The organism is Ectothiorhodospira sp. PHS-1, from assembly GCF_000225005.1.
Lineage (GTDB): Bacteria > Pseudomonadota > Gammaproteobacteria > Ectothiorhodospirales > Ectothiorhodospiraceae > Ectothiorhodospira.
Genome location: NZ_AGBG01000041.1, coordinates 1 through 16,967, shown reverse-complemented (window position 1 = coordinate 16,967; position 16,967 = coordinate 1). Strand labels below are relative to the sequence as shown.

Below are 16,967 nucleotides of genomic sequence, written 5' to 3'. Positions count from 1 at the left end.
TTGGCTCTGTCGGTGGGGTATCCCTGGAGACGGTTCGGGCCTATGTGGAATCACAAGGCACCAAACCCCTCAAAAGAAACCCCGCTTGACCCCCTCCTGGCTAACGCCTAGCAGGGGGAATGCGCGGGGAAATGTTCAATTGGCGGAAACCTTCCGCCGAGTGCTTGAGGGTGTCTCGGGCGGTTTCAATCGAGGCATCTATTTTCATCACTCCCGCTATTTTTCATCACTCCCGCAAAGATTTATTTCGTCACTCCCGCGAAGGCGGGAGTCCAGGGTTTTCACGCCGTGGCCTGGATTCCCGCTTTCGCGGGAATGACGTGTCCGGGGGCGTCTACGGGAATGACGTGTTTGGGAATGACGTGTCCGGGGGGTAGGCGTTCGTAAAGTGTTTGCCGCCCTCAGAACATCACCAGCATTCCCGCCAGCAGCAGGGCCACGCCGGAGCCGGCGGCGGCGCTGCCGTAGCAGGCCAGCATCATCCTTTTCGAGGCGGGGATGCCAAGGTCATGCAGGGTGTGGTAGATGCGGTGGGCGCCGTGGAACAGGAACAGGCTGATGACCACCGCCAGGCCCAGGGCCGGCAGGGGATGGCCGAACAGGCTGCGCAGGCTGTCGTAATGCATGGCGTCGGGACCAAAACCCAGGCCCATGGGGACGAGGATGCCGATGATCAGGACCAGCATGGTGCCCAGCAGGGCGGCAAAGACGCCACCGGCGCCGAACAGGGACCAGACGATGGGTTCGTGGGAACGGGCTCTCATCACAGAAACCTCATGGCAAGCACCAGAAGGACCAGGGAGGCGATGCCCCAGGCCCAGAGGGCGGCGCGGAAGATCATCCGGTCAGGGACCGGCCGGCCCCGGAATCGCAGCGGGGGCGTGGTCAGGGGCATGACCTTGAACCAGGTCCAGGCATGGAAGGCGAAGGCCGCCAGGGCCGCCAGATGGAAGATCACCGACACCGGCGACTGCAAAAAGCCCCGCCACAGGTTGAAGGCGGCTTCTCCCAGCACCAGGCAGACCATGCCGGCGAGCAGGAACAGGGCATAGGCCGCCACCATCACGCTGGTGCCTTCCCGCAGCAGGTAGCGGCGGTAGGCGGGATGGCGCATCCACCAGCGGTTCATGGGGCGGACGTAGGTCTTGGGTGCAGGCGTCATCACGAACCCCTCCCGAAGGGCGCCAGAAAGCGCAGGAAGTAATCCTGGGTGCTGTTGATCTTGTTGCGGTTGATGGCCCGGGCCGGGTCCACGTGCTTGGGGCAGACTTCCGAACACAGGCCCACCAGGGTACAGCCCCAGACGCCTTCCTCGGCATTCACCACCTCCATGCGGGTTTTTTGTCCGGCATCCCGGGAGTCGGCGTTGTAGCGGGCCAGCAGGGCCAGGGCGGCCGGTCCGGTGAACGCATTGTTGAGGCCGTACTGGGGGCAGGCGGCGTAGCAGAGCAGGCAGTTGATGCACTGGGCGTACCCCAGGTAGTCCTCGATCTGCCGGGGCGTTTGCAGGTTGGGGCCGTCCTCCGGGGTGAGCGGCTGAGCCGGGACCAGGTAGGGGGTGACGGATTCCAGCTTGCCCAGGAAGTCGCTCTGGTCGATGACCAGGTCCTTGACGATGGGGAAGTGCTCCAGGGGTTCCACCCGGATGCGGGCCGGGTAGTAGTCCCGCAGGAAGCTCTGGCAGCTCAGGATGGGCTGGTGGTTGACCATGCAGCCGCAGCTGCCGCAGATGGCCATGCGACAGGACCAGCGGAAGGTGAGGCTGCCGTCCAGGTGGTCCTTGATGTATTGCAGCCCTTCCAGCACCGACATCTCGTCGGTGAAGGGGACCTCATAGGTCCGGTAATGGGGGGCCTGGTCCTGCTCGGGATCATAACGCAGGCACTCGATCATGATGGTGCGGGTCTGGCTCACGGTATCCCCCGATTATGACTGGTTCTGGGCGGCGCCGCCGTAGACCCGCGCCCGGGGCTGGGAGCGGGTGATGGTGACCGGGCTGTGGGTCACCCGGGGCGGGGCGTCGCCCTGGCTGTGGATGAGGGAGTGACACAAAAAGCGTTCATCGTCCCGGGCCTCGAAACCGTCGATGCGCATGTGGGCGCCACGGGATTCCTGTCGCAGCAGGGCGGCATGGGCCATGGCCTCGGCCACCTGCAGGGTATGGCCCAGTTCGATGGCGGTGAGCCATTCGGTGTTGAAGGCACGACCCCGGTCATCCAGGGCCACCCCGGCCCGGAACTGTTCCCGCAGTTCCGCCAGTTGTTCGCAGGCCCGTGCCATGCGCGGCCCTTCGCGGACGATGCCGACGCCGGCCTCCATGATCTCGTGCAGGCGTTGGCGCAGCCGGGCCACCCGGGTGCCGCCTTCCCGGCGCAGCATGTCCAGGTGCACGGCGGCCCGGCTTTCGGCCTGGGCCTGGAGCGCGGCGGAGGCGCCATGGGTTTCACGGGCATGGCGGGCGGCGGACAGGCCGGCGGCGCGGCCGAAGACCAGCAGTTCGGCCAGGGAGTTGGAGCCCAGGCGATTGGCGCCATGGATGCCCACGCTGCTGCATTCGCCGGCGGCGTAGAGGCCGGGCAGCGGCGTGGCGCCATGGACATCGCAGAGTACGCCGCCCATGGTGTAGTGCACGGCGGGCCGCACCGGAATGGGGGCGGTGACCGGGTCCACGGCGGCAAAGGTGCGGGCCAGTTCGCAGATCATGGGCAGGCGTTCCATGATTTTCTTCTCCCCCAGGTGGCGCAGGTCCAGATGGACTGCGGTGCCGTGGGGGGTCTGCAGGGTCCGGCCGGCCTGGTCCTCGTGCCAGAAGGCCTGGGACAGGCGGTCCCGGGGTCCCAGTTCCATGGCGCGGGGGCGGGGCCACGGGTCCAGGGGACCCAGGCCGTAGTCCTGCAGGTAGCGGTGGCCGTCCTTGTTGAGCAGGATGCCGCCTTCGCCGCGGCAGCCTTCGGTCATGAGGATGCCGCTACCGGGCAGGGCGGTGGGGTGCCATTGCACGAACTCCATGTCCCGCAGGGGGACGCCCTGGGCGTAGGCCATGCCCATGCCCTCGCCGGTGACGATGCCGGCATTGGTGTTCTGGCCAAAGACCCGGCTGGCGCCACCGGTGGCCAGCACCGCCGCCTTGCACTGGAACAGCACCGGTTCGCCGGTGGCGATGCACAGGGCCAGCACGCCCTGCAGGCGGCCGTCTTCCACCAACAGATCGGTACAGAAGAACTCGTCATGGCGCCGGATGGCGGGGAATTGCAGCGAGGTCTGGAACAGGGTGTGGAGGATGTGAAAGCCGGTCTTGTCGGCGGCAAACCAGGTACGGGGGGATTTCATGCCGCCGAAGAAGCGCACGTTGATGCTGCCGTCGTCCCGGCGGCTCCAGGGACAGCCCCATTGTTCCAGCTGGATCATCTCCCGGGTGCACTGGCCGACGAAGTACTCCACCACGTCCTGCTCGCAGAGCCAGTCGCCGCCGGAGACGGTGTCGTCGAAATGCTTGTCCAGACTGTCATCCGGGTGAATCACCCCGGCGGAGCCGCCTTCAGCGGCGACGGTGTGGCTGCGCATGGGGACGACCTTGGAAACCAGGGCCACGGAAAGCCCCGGGGCTTCCTGTGCCACGGCGATGGCGGCCCGGAGTCCGGCACCTCCGCCGCCGATGATGACCACGTCGGACTGGATGACCTGCATGGAATGATCCCGTTGTGGAGGGTTTGTAAATACTTTAACAGGATTCCTCGTGGGCACACTTCCAGCCAGGTCAAAAAAGGCATGAGATCTCGCTGCCGCGTCCAGCGGTGTATGAGTCGGTCATCCTTTCACCTGCGCTGGCTGCTGGTCCGTCAGCCCCCCCTCGTTCCTGCAGCCCCTGCTGGCGGCCTGATTCTGGTGATTGTGCCGGGGCCACGGCTCCTCTGCCGCGATGATCTGCCAATCTCGAACTCTCCGTTCATCTCCGGCCCTTCTCCCCAAGGGGAGAAGGGCGTGTCTGTGGCTAAAACTGGCTTGTTTCACGCTAATATTAGGGGTCAGGGTTGACCTGTGCCCGGCACCGTGCGGTGCGAGGGAAATACTGAGCCAGTCCCCTGTCGTCACTCCCGCGAAGGCGGGAGTCCGGGAGTGACAGTAGTCCGCGGCTGGATTCCCGCATGCGCCGGCATGACGTATTCAGAACATCCCAAGGTGATTCATGGCAAGTGACGTGGACAAGCGGGGGCATACCCTGCTGGTCGTGGAAGACAGCCGCTCCGTGGCTGGTCTGCTGGCGGATCGCATCAGCCTTATCGAGGGTGTGACGGTCGAGGTGGCCGGCACCCTGGAAGAGGCCCGCAAGATCGTGCTGGCCCGCAAGGACGCGCTGTTCCTGGCCGTGCTCGACCTCAATCTGCCCGATGCCCCGGATGGGGAAGTGGTGCCCTGGGTCATGTCCCAGGGCGTGCCGGTCCTGGTGCTGACCGCCGGTCTCAACGACAACGAGCGGGACGGCCTCATGGACATGGGCATCGTGGACTATGTGAACAAGACCAACCCATCCGAGATCGAGCATGTGGTGCGCACGGTGGAGCGTATCTACCGGAATCGCCATATCAGTGTGCTGGTGGTGGATGATTCCAATTCCGCCCGGGCCTATCTCATGGAACTGTTGCGCCGTTACGGTTATCGCCTGCGGGAGGCCCGGGACGGTGTCTCGGCCCTGGCACAGCTGGAGCAGCACGAGGACATCCGGCTGGTCCTGTGCGACCAGAACATGCCGGGCATGGATGGTGTCGCACTCATCGGCCGCATCCGTCAGCGTTATTCCCGCAGTCATCTCTGCATCATCGGCATGTCCAACTACGGATCGGGCATGCTCTCCGCCCGCCTGCTCAAGGCGGGTGCCAATGACTTCATCAATCGCCCCTTTCTGGAAGAGGAGTTCTTCGTTCGTGTGAATCAGAACGTGGAACTGATCGAGTTGATCCGGAGTATGGAGGAAAATGCCAACCGTGATCCGTTGACGGGTCTTTACAATCGCCGTTATCTGGCCGATGCCGGTCGGATGATGCTTGAGGCCGCGGCCCGGACCGGCCAGGGGATGGCGGTGATCCTGATGGATCTGGATCACTTCAAGAGCGTCAATGACCGCTTTGGTCATTTCGGGGGCGACGAGGTGCTCAGGAAAGTGGCCCGTCATCTGCTCGAAATCACCCGCAGTTCCGACATCGTGGCCCGTTACGGGGGGGAGGAGTTCTGTGTGGTGGCGCAGAACGTGGATGGTCACAAGGCCCGGCTGCTGGCCGAAAAGCTCCGGGCCGAGATCGCCGCCCTGGAAGTGACGATCAAGGGAACCACCGTGTCGCTCAGCGCGAGCCTGGGGGGGGTGGTGCGTCCGGGGAGCGGTCTGGAAGACATGCTGACCCGGGCCGATCGATTGCTGTATGAAGCCAAGTCTTCGGGCAGGGATCAGGTCCGTATGGAGCAAGAGAATCCGTGATGACAAACAGAACCATCCTGGTCGTTCTTGCGTTGGTGGTATTCACCGCGGGATGTGCCACCCGCTATCCCTTGGGGATTCCCGAGGAACAATGGGTGTCGCTCAGCCTTGAGGAGCAGATCCGGGCCAGGGAAGCCCAGGCGGCCCTGGACCAGGCGCAGGCGGAGCGGCGCGCGGCCGAGGCCAGGGCGCGTGAGGCGCAGGCTGCCCGTGAGCAGGCGGAACTGGAAATGCGGCGCCGTGAAGCTCGCTACGGAGAGCGGGTCCAGTGCGTGCTGACATCGGCCGAGGGCAGGCTGGGGGGACGTTGGCGCCCACTGGAGCCCTTGGCCGTGGATCTGGTGCAAGGGATGGAAATGCCGTTTCAGTTGATGACCACGGCCGATGGGGGCCGGTATCGGGGGCAAGGCCATGCCTATTTCGATGGCACGACGGTCAGTTTGTGTTCGGTGCGGGGGCAGCATGACCGGGATCCCGGGGCTTGTGCCCGTCTGCTGGGCACATTTGAGGATTATCGTCGAGGTCTGAGGAGCGAGGTGTCGTCCGAACGCTTCATCAGGGGGCAGTTGCGTTGCCATCTTGGCCCCGGGGCGGGGGTGTCCCCTAGGAGAAATTAACAGGCCTTGCCGTTGGATTCCCGCTTTCGCGGGAGTCCAGGAGGCCCAATCCAGGACTGGATTCCCTCGCGCCGGGAATTCCCGATTCAGAGTGCCCGTAGAGGCATGATGGAGTTTGACAATAGTAACGATTATCAATAACAATCCTCTGCCAGCTGATCGACTATCGGTTCGGTCGCCGCGCGCGGCGGCCTGGACCCTGACGCAGAGAGATTGTTCTGATGAATCAGGTGCAGAAACACCATTTGAGCGGAGGGAAGGGGACGCAGGAGGCAGGCATGGAATCGGCATCTCCCCTGAGCGGCAGGCTGCTTTCCAGTACGGATCTGCTGGAGGGACGTCGCCAACTGCGGATCGAGCACCAGGGCGAGATCTATACCCTGCGGGTCACCAGCAAGGGGAAACTGATTCTGACCAAGTGAGAGATCCGGCCCTGGCTCACTGAGCCAGGGCCGGAGTGGATGTCAGGATCGGTCTAGAAATCCACGTTCATGGAAACCCACAGCCTGCGAGGTTCCAGCAACTGGTTGTAGACGTTGCTGTAAGCCGTGGTGCTCGGATCGTTGCGCAAGGGATAGGCGCGATAATCGTTGAAGTCCTTGTCCAGCAGGTTGTAGACCACGCCGGTGACGGAGACATGGCGGTTGAACCGATAGGTGGCACCCAGGTCGACCAGGGTATAACCCTTGAAATCCCCCAGAGCTTCGGCGGCACCCTGCGCATCGCCTCCAAGATGGGGTTCATGGAAGCTGTCCGGGCGGAATCGGCTGCTGCGGTATTCCACGCCCAGGAAGGTGTTCAGGGCAGGGCTGGTCTGCCATGAGAGGCGGGTATTGATCATGTGCTCCGGGATGCTGTATAGGGGGTCGCCTTTTTCAAAGCCCCTGACGATGGAGGAGGTGACTTCACTATCGGTATAGGTGTAGTTGGCGGCCACCTGCCAGTCGGGCGCGAACTGCCAGCGACCGTTGAGTTCCACACCCCGAATGCGCGCTTCACCGATGTTGCTGGGCTCATTCGGCATGCCCGATGCCGCGGTGGGACGCTCGATCTTGTCTTCGATATTGGTATAGAACAGGGTGGCCTGCAGGTTCAGACCGGCCCGGTTATCAAACAGGGCAGCGACTTCGTAGTTGGTGCTGATCTCGGGATCGAGATTCGGGTTTCCGAACAGCGCGGTTTCGCCGTTGTTGCCATAGCCGATGATGCCGTCGTGCAGCTGTTCCAGGTAGGGGGCGCGGTAACCGCGTCCCACGCCACCCTTGAAGGTCCAGGTGGGGGAGGCGTTCCAGACACCGTAAAGGCGAGGCGTGACCTGTCCGCCAAAGGCATCGTGATTGTCGTAGCGCAGGCCGCCGGTTAGGGCAAACTGTTCGGTCATGGCCCACTCGTCTTCAACAAAGACACCCCACTGCCGGTTTTTGAAGGTGCTCTGCGGGATGCCGTCCTCCATGCGCGCATCAATGTACTGGGCACCCAATGAGAGGGTGTGGTCACCGACGAAGGTGATGAGCTTGGTATCCAGAATGGTCGTTTCACTTTCCAGCTTGCGGTCTGCGCCCACGACCAGCCCGGGCGAAGCCGAACCCACGGCATTTTCAGGAATGGTCCTGCCCGTGGTTTCGGTGCGGTTGTAGGTGAGGGCGGATTCCAGGATACCGATCTCGTAACGTCCGGTATGGGCCAGGTAGACCTGGTCTCGCTCGAATCCCAACTCCTTGTCATAACCATCCCGGAAAGCGCCGGCATTGTTCTGGCGGATGCGCCCCAACTGGCCGCGGTCATTGTTGTAGGTCTGACGGGTGATATCGACCCCCAGGGAGATGTCATTGTCCACGTTGGGGGTCAGGGTCAGGCGTCCACCGAAGGTTTCCACATTGGCGCCGGCGGGGTTTTGTCCCATGGTCCGGTTGTCCACCAAGCTTTCGTTCTGCCCAGGCCAGGTGATCCGCGATTCGGCGCGCTCGTACAGTCGGCCATACACCTGCAGCGAGAGCCGGTCTTCCACCAGGGGGCCGGCGGCATAGGCTTCCAGGGTGGTGTTGCCGCCGAATTCCGCATCGCGCTGGAAAGTGCTGCTCAGGGAGGCTGAACCGCCCCAGTGCTCGCCGGGCTTGCGGGTGATGATGTTGACCACGCCGCCCAGGGCATCGGCACCATAGAGGGTGGACATGGGGCCGCGGATGACCTCGATGCGTTCGATGGCGGCCACCGGTGGGAAGAAGACTGAGGCGGAGTCCACGAAGGCATTGGGGGCCACGGTGCCGGGGACATTCTGGCGGCGTCCGTCGATCAGAACCAGGGTGTACTCGCTGGGCAGTCCGCGCAGGCTGATGGTTCGGTTGCCCGTCTTGTTGCTGCGTGCATCCAGGCCGTTGATATCCACGCCTTCGATGCCCCGTAGGGCGTCTGCGATGTTGGTGATCTGTTTCTGTTCCAGTTCTTCGCGGGTGACAACCGTGATGCTGGCCGGTGCATTGACGATTTCCTGCTGGAAGCCACCGGCCGTCACTACCATGGCCGGCATCTCCACGGCCTGTTGGGCCAGGGCTGCGGGCGAGGCCAGGGCAAATGAAACCCCGGCGGTCAGTGCGGTCAATCTGAGTCGATTCGGCATGTCGCCGGACGTGCGGCATGTCTTGGGCACGGATGTATCCCCTTGCGTGAGGTCAAAAGTGACGCTGGCTGGCTAGGCCCTCAGGGGGATTGGCTGGCTTGCGGGCTGGGTTGTGGAACGAGAGATCAGGATTTCGATCTCCATCAAAAATTCACGATTATTCTCATTCTCATTCATTTTTTTGGGATCTGTCAAACCTGGATCCGGCCATGGCGACGGTCTGGTCTGGAACGGTGTTGGCCGGGCAAAAAGAAAGCCCGCCATAAGGCGGGCTTTCGTCATGGGCGGGCAGTCGCGGTCGCAAGGTCCGCGCTGCGAAAATCCGGGGAGGGAATTACTTGCCGGGGCGCTGGTAGGTGCGCTCCATGCGCTCGATCATCTCGCGCAGGCGGGCATTTTCCTGCAGGGCGCGGTCAGCCTTGCGGTTGGCTTCGTTGGCGGTGCGATTGGCCTGGTCGGCGCCGGCCTTGGCGTCGTTGGCGGTACGCAGGGCCTGGTCACTGGTGACCTTGGCGTTGTCGATCAACTGGCGGTTTTCTTCCAGGTTCTTGGTCGTGGCACAGCCCGTGGTCAACACCAGCGTCAGGACCGCTGCTGAAGCCATGGCCACTTTGAACATTCCTTTCTGCATTGGAACCTCCGGTTTAAGCTGGGTTGTAGGATTGGGAGTTGAATTCTAACAGGTGGCTTTAAGTATCCATAGTATCCCCCCGAAAGATATTTAATCGGTCACAAAAATACCCGTTCAAAACTCATCCGGTCGTTGCACCATGTTGGGGCGGATTTTATCGTCTTGCCTGAAAAAAGTGCATTGCATTCAATGTGTTGTCATGGAACTCACCTTTTTTCGGCATTTTTTTCTGGCATGCTTCATGCTTTTCATTACGTGTCTGACATCCGGCCCTCTTGGTCATGTCGGTCATCGTTTACTCCTCCTGCTTGCGGGGTGCTTCGGCACCCCGTTTTTTTATCTTCGGCTTTCTGCATTCAGTGGCGTGAAACCGGTGGGGATTTGGTTACAATTCCCGCTTTCCGAGCCGGGAGAGTGTGCGTCATGCCCCTTGGGCCTGTGATGGTGGATCTGGAAGGCACGTCGATGACGGCCTGGGAGCGGCAGTTATTGAAGCGTCCCGGGGTCGGGGGCGTGATCCTGTTTACCCGCAATTTCGAATCCCGTGAACAGCTCATGGCCCTGGTGGCCGAGATCCATGCCCTGCGGGACCCCCATCTGCTGGTGGCGGTGGACCACGAGGGAGGCCGGGTGCAACGTTTCCGCGAAGGATTCACCCATTTGCCGGCCATGGCCGCCCTGGGTGCCCTGCATGATCGTGACCGGGCGGCCGCCCGTCGTGCGGCCCGGACCTTGGGTTGGCTGCTGGCGGTGGAGCTGCGCGCCGTGGGGGTGGATTTCAGCTTTGCCCCGGTGCTGGATCTGGCCCACGGCTGCAGCGGTGTGATCGGTGACCGGGCCTTTCATCGTCGCCCCGAGGTGGTGGGAGAACTGGGGCATCAGGTCGTGGCCGGCATGCGGGCAGCCGGCATGGAAGCCGTGGGCAAGCACTTTCCGGGGCATGGCGGGGTGCAGGCGGATTCTCACCTGGCCCTGCCGGTGGATCACCGGCCGTTCGATCGGATCCTGCACGATGATCTCCAGCCTTTTGACCGGCTGGTGCGTGAGGGTATCGCCGGCATCATGCCCGCCCATGTGGTGTATGACCAAGTGGACGATTTGCCCGCCGGTTTTTCCCCCCTCTGGCTGCAGCGCGTGCTGCGCGGACGTCTGGGTTTCAAGGGGGCCATCTTCAGTGATGATCTGAGCATGGCCGCCACCGAGAGTTTCGGCGATTTCCCCCGCCGTGCCCGCCTGGCCCTTGAGGCCGGTTGTGACATGGTACTGGTCTGCAATCACCCGGAAGGCGCCTCGCAGGTGCTGGATGCCCTGGAGGGATATGCGGACCCGGTGTCCATGGCCCGCCTGGCCCGCATGCATGGGCGCCGTGCCCCATCCTGGGCCGGCCTGGAAGCCGACCCGGAATGGGCCGCGGCGGTACGCATCGCACGGGCGCTGGATGATGACCAGAACCTGTCGTTGCCGGTCTGAGAGGCCTGTTTCCACGTCCGTGACTGATCCCGGAATAAGCGGTTCTTATACATTGTGAGCCCTGGAATCCGGTGCCTATAATGCCTTTGCAACATAAGGTAATACCACCCGAGGAGACACAAGATAATGGCCGACAAGTTACTGATCATCATGGTCAACACCGATCCGAAAAACCCCTCCGAGTTGGGGGCGCCCTTCTTCCAGGCCACCGTGGCCGCCGCCATGGAGTACGAGGTGGAGGTGATCATGACCGGCCGCGCCGGCGAACTGGCGAAGAAGGGCGTGGCCGAAAACCTGTTCGTGCAGGAGGGGAGCACCAAGTCGGTGTATGATTTCATCAAGGACGCCCATGAGGCCGGTGCGCACTTCAAGGTCTGCACGCCCACCCTGGATCTTTGGGGGAATGATCTGATCCCCGAGATCGAGGAAACCGTGGGCGGTGCCTATGTGATCGGCCAGGCCATGGATGACGATACCGTGACATTCACCTACTGATCTTTCCGTCAAAACCAGAAAGGGTTGCCATGTCTGTAACTCCGGAGCATGTGAAACAGGTCCTGGCCGAGGCTGACTGCCTCGTGTCGCGTGAACAGGTGGAGGCGGCCATGGACCGCATGGCCGAGGCCATCACCCGTGATCTGGCGGACAGCAACCCTTTGATACTGTGTGTCATGACCGGCGGCGTGGTGGCCGCCGGTCATTTGTTGACACGTCTGCATTTTCCCCTGCAGGTGGACTACCTCCATGCGACCCGGTATCGGGGCGCGCTCACCGGTGGCGAGGAACTGCATTGGCTGGTGAAGCCGCAGACCTCGCTCAAGGGTCGCACGGTCCTGGTGCTGGACGACATCCTGGACGAGGGGCATACCCTGGCGGGCATCCTGGATTACTGCCGCGAGGAAGGGGCCGGCAGGGTCCTGTCCGCGGCACTGGTGCTCAAACACCATGATCGGCGTGTTCCCGGACTGATGTTGGATTATCTGGGAGTGGAGGTGGAAGACCGCTATGTCTTCGGTTACGGGATGGACTACAAGGAATACCTGCGCAATGCCCCCGGCATCTATGCCGTGAAGGGTTGCTGAAATCCCCGACAATTCCCCTGGACGGCATCCTCGCGGATGCCGTCCTGTCTGTTGCATCAACGAGGACCTCATGACTGATACCACCATCGCCATCATCGGCGGCACCGGACTGACTTCCCTCAAGGGCCTGGAGATCACCCGCCGAGAGGTGATGCACACGCCCTATGGCGAGCCTTCAGGCCCCATCACCCATGGCGTGCTGGCCGGCCGTGAGGTCATGTTCCTGGCCCGTCACGGGTATGGGCATACCATCCCGCCCCATCGGATCAACTACCGCGCGAACCTGTGGGCACTGAAGAATGCCGGCATCCGCCGGGTCGTGGCGGTGGCCGCGGTCGGGGGCATCACTCCCGAGATGGCGCCGCCCCGGCTGGTGTTTCCCGATCAGATCATCGACTACACCTGGTCCCGCGCCCATACCCTGTTCGAGGCGGACCTGAGTCATGTCACCCATGTGGATTTCACCCATCCCTACTGCGAGGAGCTGCGTCATGCGCTGATCCAGGAGGCCCGCCGGATCGGTCTGGATTTCGTGGACCGGGGCACTTATGGCGCGACCCAGGGGCCGCGGCTGGAGACGGCGGCGGAGGTCAATCGCCTGGAGCGGGACGGCTGCGACATCGTGGGCATGACCGGCATGCCGGAGGCGGCCCTGGCCCGTGAGCTGGAGCTGTGTTACGCCACCTGTGCCGTGGTGGCCAACTGGGCCGCAGGCCGTGGAGAGGGGCAGGGCGAGATCACCATGGAAGAGGTGGATCGCAACGTGGCCGAGGGCATGGTGAATGTCCGTACCCTGCTGGAGAACATCATTCCCACCTTGTGAAGCGCTCCCCTCACCCCAACCCCTCTCCCGCAAGGGGAGAGGGGCTTGCTTGGGTCATGCGAAGTCAGATCAGCCCCTGAAACGGCTGTACCTTGACCAGGCCGCCGGCCGCCACTGGACCCTGTTCCAGTTCCAGCACGATGAAACAGTTGGCCTCGCTCATGGAACTGAGGATCCCCGAGCCTTGGGAGCCGGTGGCCCGGACCACCCATTCGCCGTCATCCGCCTGACTGAGTACGCCCCGCTGGAACTCCATCCGGCCGGGGCGTTTTTTCAGGTCCGACAGGCAGCGCACCGGGAAGCAGGGCGGCAGGGAGACATCGGCCTCGCCCATCATCCGTCGCAGTGCCGGCTGGACGACCTGGTAAAAGGTCACGGCCGCGGACACCGGGTTGCCGGGCAGGCCCATGAACACGGTCTGCCCCAGTTGGCCGAAGGCCATGGGACGACCGGGCTTGATGGCCACCTTCCAGAAACTGATCCGTCCCAGTTCCCCCAGCAGGTCGCGCACGAAGTCCGCCTCGCCCACCGAGACACCACCGGTGGTGATGAGTACGTCGGCGCAACGGGCCGCCTCCTCGAAGGCCTCCCGCAGGTGTTGGGGGGCATCCCGCACCACGCCCATGTCGATCAGATCCACCCCCAGGCGTGTCAGCATGCCGGACAGGGTGTGGCGATTGCTGTCGTGGATCCCCCCGGGGGGGAGAGGCTTCCCCAGGGCGATCAGTTCATCACCGGTGGAAAACAGCGCCACCCGCAGGCGACGATGCACAGTCACTTCCACCCGCCCCAGGGAGGCCAGCAGGCCCAGGCGGGCCGGCGTGATGAGTGTCCCCGCCGCCAGCACGGTCTGGCCGGCACGGATATCCTCTCCGGCGGACCGGATGTTCTCTCCCGATCGGTGGCCGGTACCCACATGCACCCGTTGGCCCTGGACTTCCACGTGTTCCTGCATGATCACCGTGTCGCAACCGGGGGGGATCATGGCGCCGGTCATGATGCGCACGCACTGCCCCTGCCCGATGGCGTTCATGAAGGGGCGCCCGGCCCAGGCGGTGCCGATGACGTCCAGGACGGCCTTGCCCTGCCGGGGGAGGTCGGCCCCCATGAGAGCGTAGCCGTCCATGGCCGCATTGTCGTGGGCCGGGACAGGGGCACCGGCGATGACCGGTTCCGCCAGCACCCGTCCCAGGGCAAGGCGCAGCATCAAGCATTCCCGACCCCGGATCGGACTCACCTGCGCCAGCGCCCGGGTTCGGGCCTGTTCCAGTGTCAGGGCGTCAGGATCATGATCATCACAGCAGGAGGAAAGGGGGGAGGTATGGGCCATGGATCAGCCGCCTGTGCGGTTCATGTGTCGGAAGATGACGGGTTGTGCGTTCAGCTGGAACTCGTGGCCGCGAGGCTTGATCTGCATCCCTTGCCGGATCGCCATGGCCAGGGCCTGCAGGTCGCCGGGATGGGAGCGGATCACCCGCCTGAGGTCCACGGCGTGCTCCTGACCCAGGCACAGCAGCAGCCGGCCTTCCGCGGTGAGTCGCACCCGGTTGCAGCTGTCGCAGAAGTGATGACTGTGAGGAGAGATGAAGCCCACCCGGATGGAGGTGCCGTCCAGTCGATAGTAACGTGACGGGCCACCGGTCTGTTCGGTGGTGGGAATGAGCGCGTGTCTGGTTTCTATATCGGCCCGGACCTCGTCGCTGGAATAGTACACCTCGGCCCGGTCATGATCGCCGATGAGACCCAGGGGCATTTCTTCGATGAAGCTGATGTCCAGATCCCGGATGCGGGCGTAATTCACCAGGTCAAGGATTTCGTCCTCGTTGCGTCCCTTGAGGATCACGCTGTTGAGTTTGATGCGATCGAAGCCGGCATCCATGGCCGCCTCGATGCCTGCCAGCACCCGCGCCAGATCACCGGTGCGGGTGATGCGGCGGAATCGGTCGGCCTTGAGGCTGTCCAGGCTGATGTTGACGCGGGTGACGCCGGCGGCCCGCAGATCCCGTGCATGGCGGGCCAGTTGGGAACCGTTGGTGGTCAGGGTCAGATCCTGGAGGCCGTCGAGTGTGCCCAGGGTTTCGAACAGGCTCATCACGCCGCGTCTGACCAGCGGTTCACCGCCGGTGACACGGATCTTGTGAACGCCCAGTGACACGAAGGCCTGGGCAATCCAGGCGATTTCTTCCAGGGTGAGGAGTTGCTGGCGGGGGAGAAACTGCATCTCTTCGGCCATGCAGTAGACGCAGCGAAAGTCACACCGGTCCGTGACGGAGATGCGCAGATAGGTGATCTGACGCCCGAAGCGGTCCATCAACTGGGGGGGCGGCAGGATCGATTGGTTCATGGTCTGCGCTCCTCGGCGATGGGCTGGCCTGCATGACTTTGCGTGTGCAAAACCCGGCGTGTGTCCAGGCGGGTGATGGCTTCGGCCTGGTCCGCGGGCGTGTTGATGTTCAAAAAGGCCTCGGGGCAGTCGGAAAAATCGGCAATGGCCGCCCCGTGGTGTTCAAACCACCGGCCTGTCCTCCGGTTTCCGTTCGCCAGCCAGTGTGCCAGATCCTGCGCCAGACGGGTGGGTACCAGGGCGAACAGAGGTTGCAGGCGTTCGCCGTCATGGGCCACGCTCAGGTCGGTCGCCTGCTCATGGGCGGCGTGTATCAGTCTTGGGGCCAGGTCCGTCGGCAGCAGTGGCGCATCACAGGGGCAGGTCACTACCCAGGGATGCCGACTGGCCCGCAGGCAGGCGGCCAGTCCCGCCAGCGGACCTGCATAGTCGCCGATGTCATCCCCGACCACCGGCAGGCCCAGGTCGGCGTAGAAGGTTTCGTTCCGGTTGGCATTGAGCAGCATGTCCGACACCTGGGGTCGCAGACGGTCGATCACCTGTTCCACCATGTAACCGCCGGCCAGGGGGATCAGCCCCTTGTCCCGACCACCCATGCGTGTTCCCCTGCCGCCGGCAAGGATGGCTCCGGTGATGGTGATCTGGTGGTTTGGACTATGCATAGTGCAACTGATTCTATGTCATTGGTCGGAGTCCGGCCAGTCCATGGGATCAGATGCCCAGGCGCCCCATGTAGATCCAGAACGGCAGGGTGACGGCGGCGGCCAGGGTACTGGTGGCGATGATGGCGGCGACGATCTGTCCGTCTCCGCCCATGCGCACCGCCAGGATATAGGCGGACGATGCGGTGGGCAGGGCCGCCAGGATCAGGGCCGAGGCCAGATACGGGCCGGTCAGGCCGAACAGGGTGGCCGCGGTCAGGGCGACGGTCGGGACCAGCAGCAGCTTGACGATGCTCAGGTAGGTCACCGCCGGCAGGCGGCTGCCCAGGCCTGCCAGCCGCAGGCCCGCACCCACAGCGATCAGGCCCAGGGGCAGGGCGGCCTCGCCCAGAAAGCGCAGGGTGGTGTCCGCCATCTCCGGCAGGGGCCAGCCGGACAGGGACCAGGCCAGCCCGGCGAAGGTGGACAGAACGAGGGGATTGCGGGCCAGCTCCCGCAGCAGGCCCTGATTGCCGTGGCGTGCCAGGGCCCAGACCGCCCCCAGGTTGGCCAGGGGCACCATGAACCCGGCCAGGATGGCGAACACCGCCACCCCTTCGGCGCCATACAGCCCGCCGAGGATGGCAAAGCCGATATAGGTGTTGAAGCGGAAGGCGCACTGGAATGAGGAGGCGAACTCGGTCTCCGTCAGCCTGAGCAGGTATCGGCCCAGATAGCCCAGCAGCATCCCCGCCGTCATGAAGATGACCCCGGTATAGATCATGCCCGCCGCGCTCTGCAGTTCCAGGGGGCGGCGGGCCAGGGCGCCGAACAGCAGGGCGGGGAAAAGGACGTAGTAGATCAGCCATTCCAGGTCCGACCAGAAACCGGGCTGAAACCGGCATGACGACGCAGCAGATGGCCCAGCACCACCAGGGCGAAGGTGGGCAGCAGGATGTTTAGTGGATTCATGGGTAAAAGGTTACCTGATTACACATATGGTTCAGCCAGCTTTAGGAGCTGATAAGGCATCGGTGGTGTCTTGGTCGCTACCGTCAAGGAACCGTGGAATCATTGCCTTAAGGTCGTAGCGCTAATTGAAATGGTATTCGAACTCGGCCAAGTAGGTGAGCGAGGTCTGATGATGACGGCGATGGCATTGGTAGACACCCCGCCAACTGCGCCAGCGTCACCATCGCCAGGGAGTTGGGGAGGTCAACGCGGTTTTTTGGGCAGCGGAGCTGCAGGGATACCTCCACTCAGTGGCCAGCG

At 63.4% G+C, this 16,967-nt stretch carries 17 protein-coding genes and 1 pseudogene; 7 read left to right on the top strand and 11 right to left on the bottom strand.

Translation table 11 applies throughout. The annotated features are described in order from the left end of the window. Nucleotides 1–401: 401 nt before the first annotated feature. The 4 genes from frdD to frdA are packed head-to-tail and all read right to left on the bottom strand — an operon-like array spanning nt 402 to nt 3,687. Complete coding sequence (gene frdD / locus ECTPHS_RS12700; protein WP_008933158.1) at nt 402–764, bottom strand: fumarate reductase subunit FrdD; 363 nt, start codon at nt 762–764, stop codon at nt 402–404. Further along, the gene (locus ECTPHS_RS12695) at nt 764–1,162 is read right to left on the bottom strand and encodes a hypothetical protein (RefSeq protein WP_008933157.1); all 399 of its coding nucleotides are present in this window, start codon (nt 1,160–1,162) and stop codon (nt 764–766) included. Before ECTPHS_RS12695 ends, frdD begins: the two co-directional genes overlap by 1 nt. After that, nucleotides 1,162–1,914: a succinate dehydrogenase/fumarate reductase iron-sulfur subunit gene (locus tag ECTPHS_RS12690; protein WP_008933156.1), complete on the bottom strand. Its 753-nt coding sequence runs from the start codon at nt 1,912–1,914 to the stop codon at nt 1,162–1,164. Before ECTPHS_RS12690 ends, ECTPHS_RS12695 begins: the two co-directional genes overlap by 1 nt. A 12-nt stretch (nt 1,915–1,926) precedes the next feature. Further along, entirely contained in the window at nt 1,927–3,687 is a 1,761-nt protein-coding gene (gene frdA, locus ECTPHS_RS12685; protein ID WP_008933155.1) for a fumarate reductase (quinol) flavoprotein subunit, read from the bottom strand. Nucleotides 3,688–4,186: 499 nt separating this feature from the next. On the opposite strand from frdA, the gene ECTPHS_RS12680 reads away from it, so the two are divergent. The 3 genes from ECTPHS_RS12680 to hemP all read left to right on the top strand — a co-directional run bounded on the left by ECTPHS_RS12680 (nt 4,187) and on the right by hemP (nt 6,509). Continuing rightward, a complete protein-coding gene (locus tag ECTPHS_RS12680; RefSeq protein WP_008933154.1) occupies nt 4,187–5,470 on the top strand; it encodes a diguanylate cyclase in 1,284 nt (427 codons plus the stop codon). Continuing rightward, nucleotides 5,470–6,087 (top strand): hypothetical protein, encoded by a 618-nt coding sequence (locus ECTPHS_RS12675; protein WP_008933153.1) that lies wholly within the window; start codon nt 5,470–5,472, stop codon nt 6,085–6,087. The genes ECTPHS_RS12680 and ECTPHS_RS12675 overlap by 1 nt, the downstream gene beginning before the upstream one ends. 278 nt (nt 6,088–6,365) lie before the next feature. Continuing rightward, complete coding sequence (gene hemP, locus ECTPHS_RS14355) at nt 6,366–6,509, top strand: hemin uptake protein HemP (protein ID WP_008933152.1); 144 nt, start codon at nt 6,366–6,368, stop codon at nt 6,507–6,509. 53 nt (nt 6,510–6,562) lie between these two features. Here hemP and ECTPHS_RS12665 read toward each other — a convergent pair whose 3' ends face one another. Further along, nucleotides 6,563–8,704: a TonB-dependent receptor domain-containing protein gene (locus ECTPHS_RS12665; RefSeq protein WP_040406019.1), complete on the bottom strand. Its 2,142-nt coding sequence runs from the start codon at nt 8,702–8,704 to the stop codon at nt 6,563–6,565. 334 nt (nt 8,705–9,038) lie between these two features. After that, a complete protein-coding gene (locus ECTPHS_RS12660; protein ID WP_238616635.1) occupies nt 9,039–9,308 on the bottom strand; it encodes an Lpp/OprI family alanine-zipper lipoprotein in 270 nt (89 codons plus the stop codon). A gap of 450 nt (nt 9,309–9,758) precedes the next feature. Between ECTPHS_RS12660 and nagZ the strand changes: the two genes are divergently transcribed. From nagZ to ECTPHS_RS12640, 4 genes are all read left to right on the top strand, one after another. After that, on the top strand, nt 9,759–10,805 hold the full coding sequence (nagZ, locus tag ECTPHS_RS12655; RefSeq protein WP_008933149.1) for a beta-N-acetylhexosaminidase: 1,047 nt from the start codon (nt 9,759–9,761) through the stop codon (nt 10,803–10,805). A 126-nt stretch (nt 10,806–10,931) separates the two neighbouring features. Continuing rightward, nucleotides 10,932–11,300: a DsrE family protein gene (locus ECTPHS_RS12650; protein WP_008933148.1), complete on the top strand. Its 369-nt coding sequence runs from the start codon at nt 10,932–10,934 to the stop codon at nt 11,298–11,300. Between the two features lie 29 nt (nt 11,301–11,329). Beyond that, nucleotides 11,330–11,887, top strand: coding sequence for a hypoxanthine-guanine phosphoribosyltransferase (locus ECTPHS_RS12645; RefSeq protein ID WP_040406016.1), 558 nt, complete (start codon nt 11,330–11,332; stop codon nt 11,885–11,887). 70 nt (nt 11,888–11,957) lie between these two features. Beyond that, complete coding sequence (locus tag ECTPHS_RS12640; protein WP_008933146.1) at nt 11,958–12,710, top strand: S-methyl-5'-thioinosine phosphorylase; 753 nt, start codon at nt 11,958–11,960, stop codon at nt 12,708–12,710. 64 nt (nt 12,711–12,774) lie between these two features. Here ECTPHS_RS12640 and glp read toward each other — a convergent pair whose 3' ends face one another. The 5 genes and pseudogenes from glp to ECTPHS_RS14655 all read right to left on the bottom strand — a co-directional run. After that, nucleotides 12,775–14,040, bottom strand: coding sequence for a gephyrin-like molybdotransferase Glp (glp, locus tag ECTPHS_RS12635; RefSeq protein ID WP_008933145.1), 1,266 nt, complete (start codon nt 14,038–14,040; stop codon nt 12,775–12,777). 3 nt (nt 14,041–14,043) lie between these two features. Then, entirely contained in the window at nt 14,044–15,054 is a 1,011-nt protein-coding gene (moaA, locus tag ECTPHS_RS12630; RefSeq protein ID WP_008933144.1) for a GTP 3',8-cyclase MoaA, read from the bottom strand. Next, nucleotides 15,051–15,716 (bottom strand): molybdenum cofactor guanylyltransferase MobA, encoded by a 666-nt coding sequence (gene mobA, locus ECTPHS_RS12625; RefSeq protein WP_008933143.1) that lies wholly within the window; start codon nt 15,714–15,716, stop codon nt 15,051–15,053. The genes moaA and mobA overlap by 4 nt, the downstream gene beginning before the upstream one ends. A gap of 49 nt (nt 15,717–15,765) precedes the next feature. Then, nucleotides 15,766–16,479, bottom strand: a complete 714-nt coding sequence (locus tag ECTPHS_RS12620; RefSeq protein ID WP_008933142.1) for an AEC family transporter — start codon at nt 16,477–16,479, stop codon at nt 15,766–15,768. A gap of 206 nt (nt 16,480–16,685) precedes the next feature. Beyond that, nucleotides 16,686–16,824, bottom strand: a pseudogene (locus ECTPHS_RS14655) (IS1595 family transposase); the annotation flags it as partial. Nucleotides 16,825–16,967: the final 143 nt, after the last annotated feature.

Excerpts from the sequence above, each read along its gene's own strand:
- frdD (WP_008933158.1), bottom strand. The coding sequence starts at position 764 with ATGAGAGCCCGTTCCCACGAACCCATCGTCTGGTCCCTGTTCGGCGCC.
- ECTPHS_RS12695 (WP_008933157.1), bottom strand. The coding sequence starts at position 1,162 with ATGACGCCTGCACCCAAGACCTACGTCCGCCCCATGAACCGCTGGTGG.
- frdA (WP_008933155.1), bottom strand. The coding sequence starts at position 3,687 with ATGCAGGTCATCCAGTCCGACGTGGTCATCATCGGCGGCGGAGGTGCC.
- ECTPHS_RS12680 (WP_008933154.1), top strand. The coding sequence starts at position 4,187 with ATGGCAAGTGACGTGGACAAGCGGGGGCATACCCTGCTGGTCGTGGAA.
- ECTPHS_RS12675 (WP_008933153.1), top strand. The coding sequence starts at position 5,470 with ATGACAAACAGAACCATCCTGGTCGTTCTTGCGTTGGTGGTATTCACC.
- hemP (WP_008933152.1), top strand. The coding sequence starts at position 6,366 with ATGGAATCGGCATCTCCCCTGAGCGGCAGGCTGCTTTCCAGTACGGAT.
- ECTPHS_RS12665 (WP_040406019.1), bottom strand. The coding sequence starts at position 8,704 with ATGCCGAATCGACTCAGATTGACCGCACTGACCGCCGGGGTTTCATTT.
- ECTPHS_RS12660 (WP_238616635.1), bottom strand. The coding sequence starts at position 9,308 with ATGGCTTCAGCAGCGGTCCTGACGCTGGTGTTGACCACGGGCTGTGCC.
- nagZ (WP_008933149.1), top strand. The coding sequence starts at position 9,759 with ATGCCCCTTGGGCCTGTGATGGTGGATCTGGAAGGCACGTCGATGACG.
- ECTPHS_RS12650 (WP_008933148.1), top strand. The coding sequence starts at position 10,932 with ATGGCCGACAAGTTACTGATCATCATGGTCAACACCGATCCGAAAAAC.
- ECTPHS_RS12645 (WP_040406016.1), top strand. The coding sequence starts at position 11,330 with ATGTCTGTAACTCCGGAGCATGTGAAACAGGTCCTGGCCGAGGCTGAC.
- ECTPHS_RS12640 (WP_008933146.1), top strand. The coding sequence starts at position 11,958 with ATGACTGATACCACCATCGCCATCATCGGCGGCACCGGACTGACTTCC.
- glp (WP_008933145.1), bottom strand. The coding sequence starts at position 14,040 with ATGGCCCATACCTCCCCCCTTTCCTCCTGCTGTGATGATCATGATCCT.
- moaA (WP_008933144.1), bottom strand. The coding sequence starts at position 15,054 with ATGAACCAATCGATCCTGCCGCCCCCCCAGTTGATGGACCGCTTCGGG.
- mobA (WP_008933143.1), bottom strand. The coding sequence starts at position 15,716 with ATGCATAGTCCAAACCACCAGATCACCATCACCGGAGCCATCCTTGCC.
- ECTPHS_RS12620 (WP_008933142.1), bottom strand. The coding sequence starts at position 16,479 with ATGATCTATACCGGGGTCATCTTCATGACGGCGGGGATGCTGCTGGGC.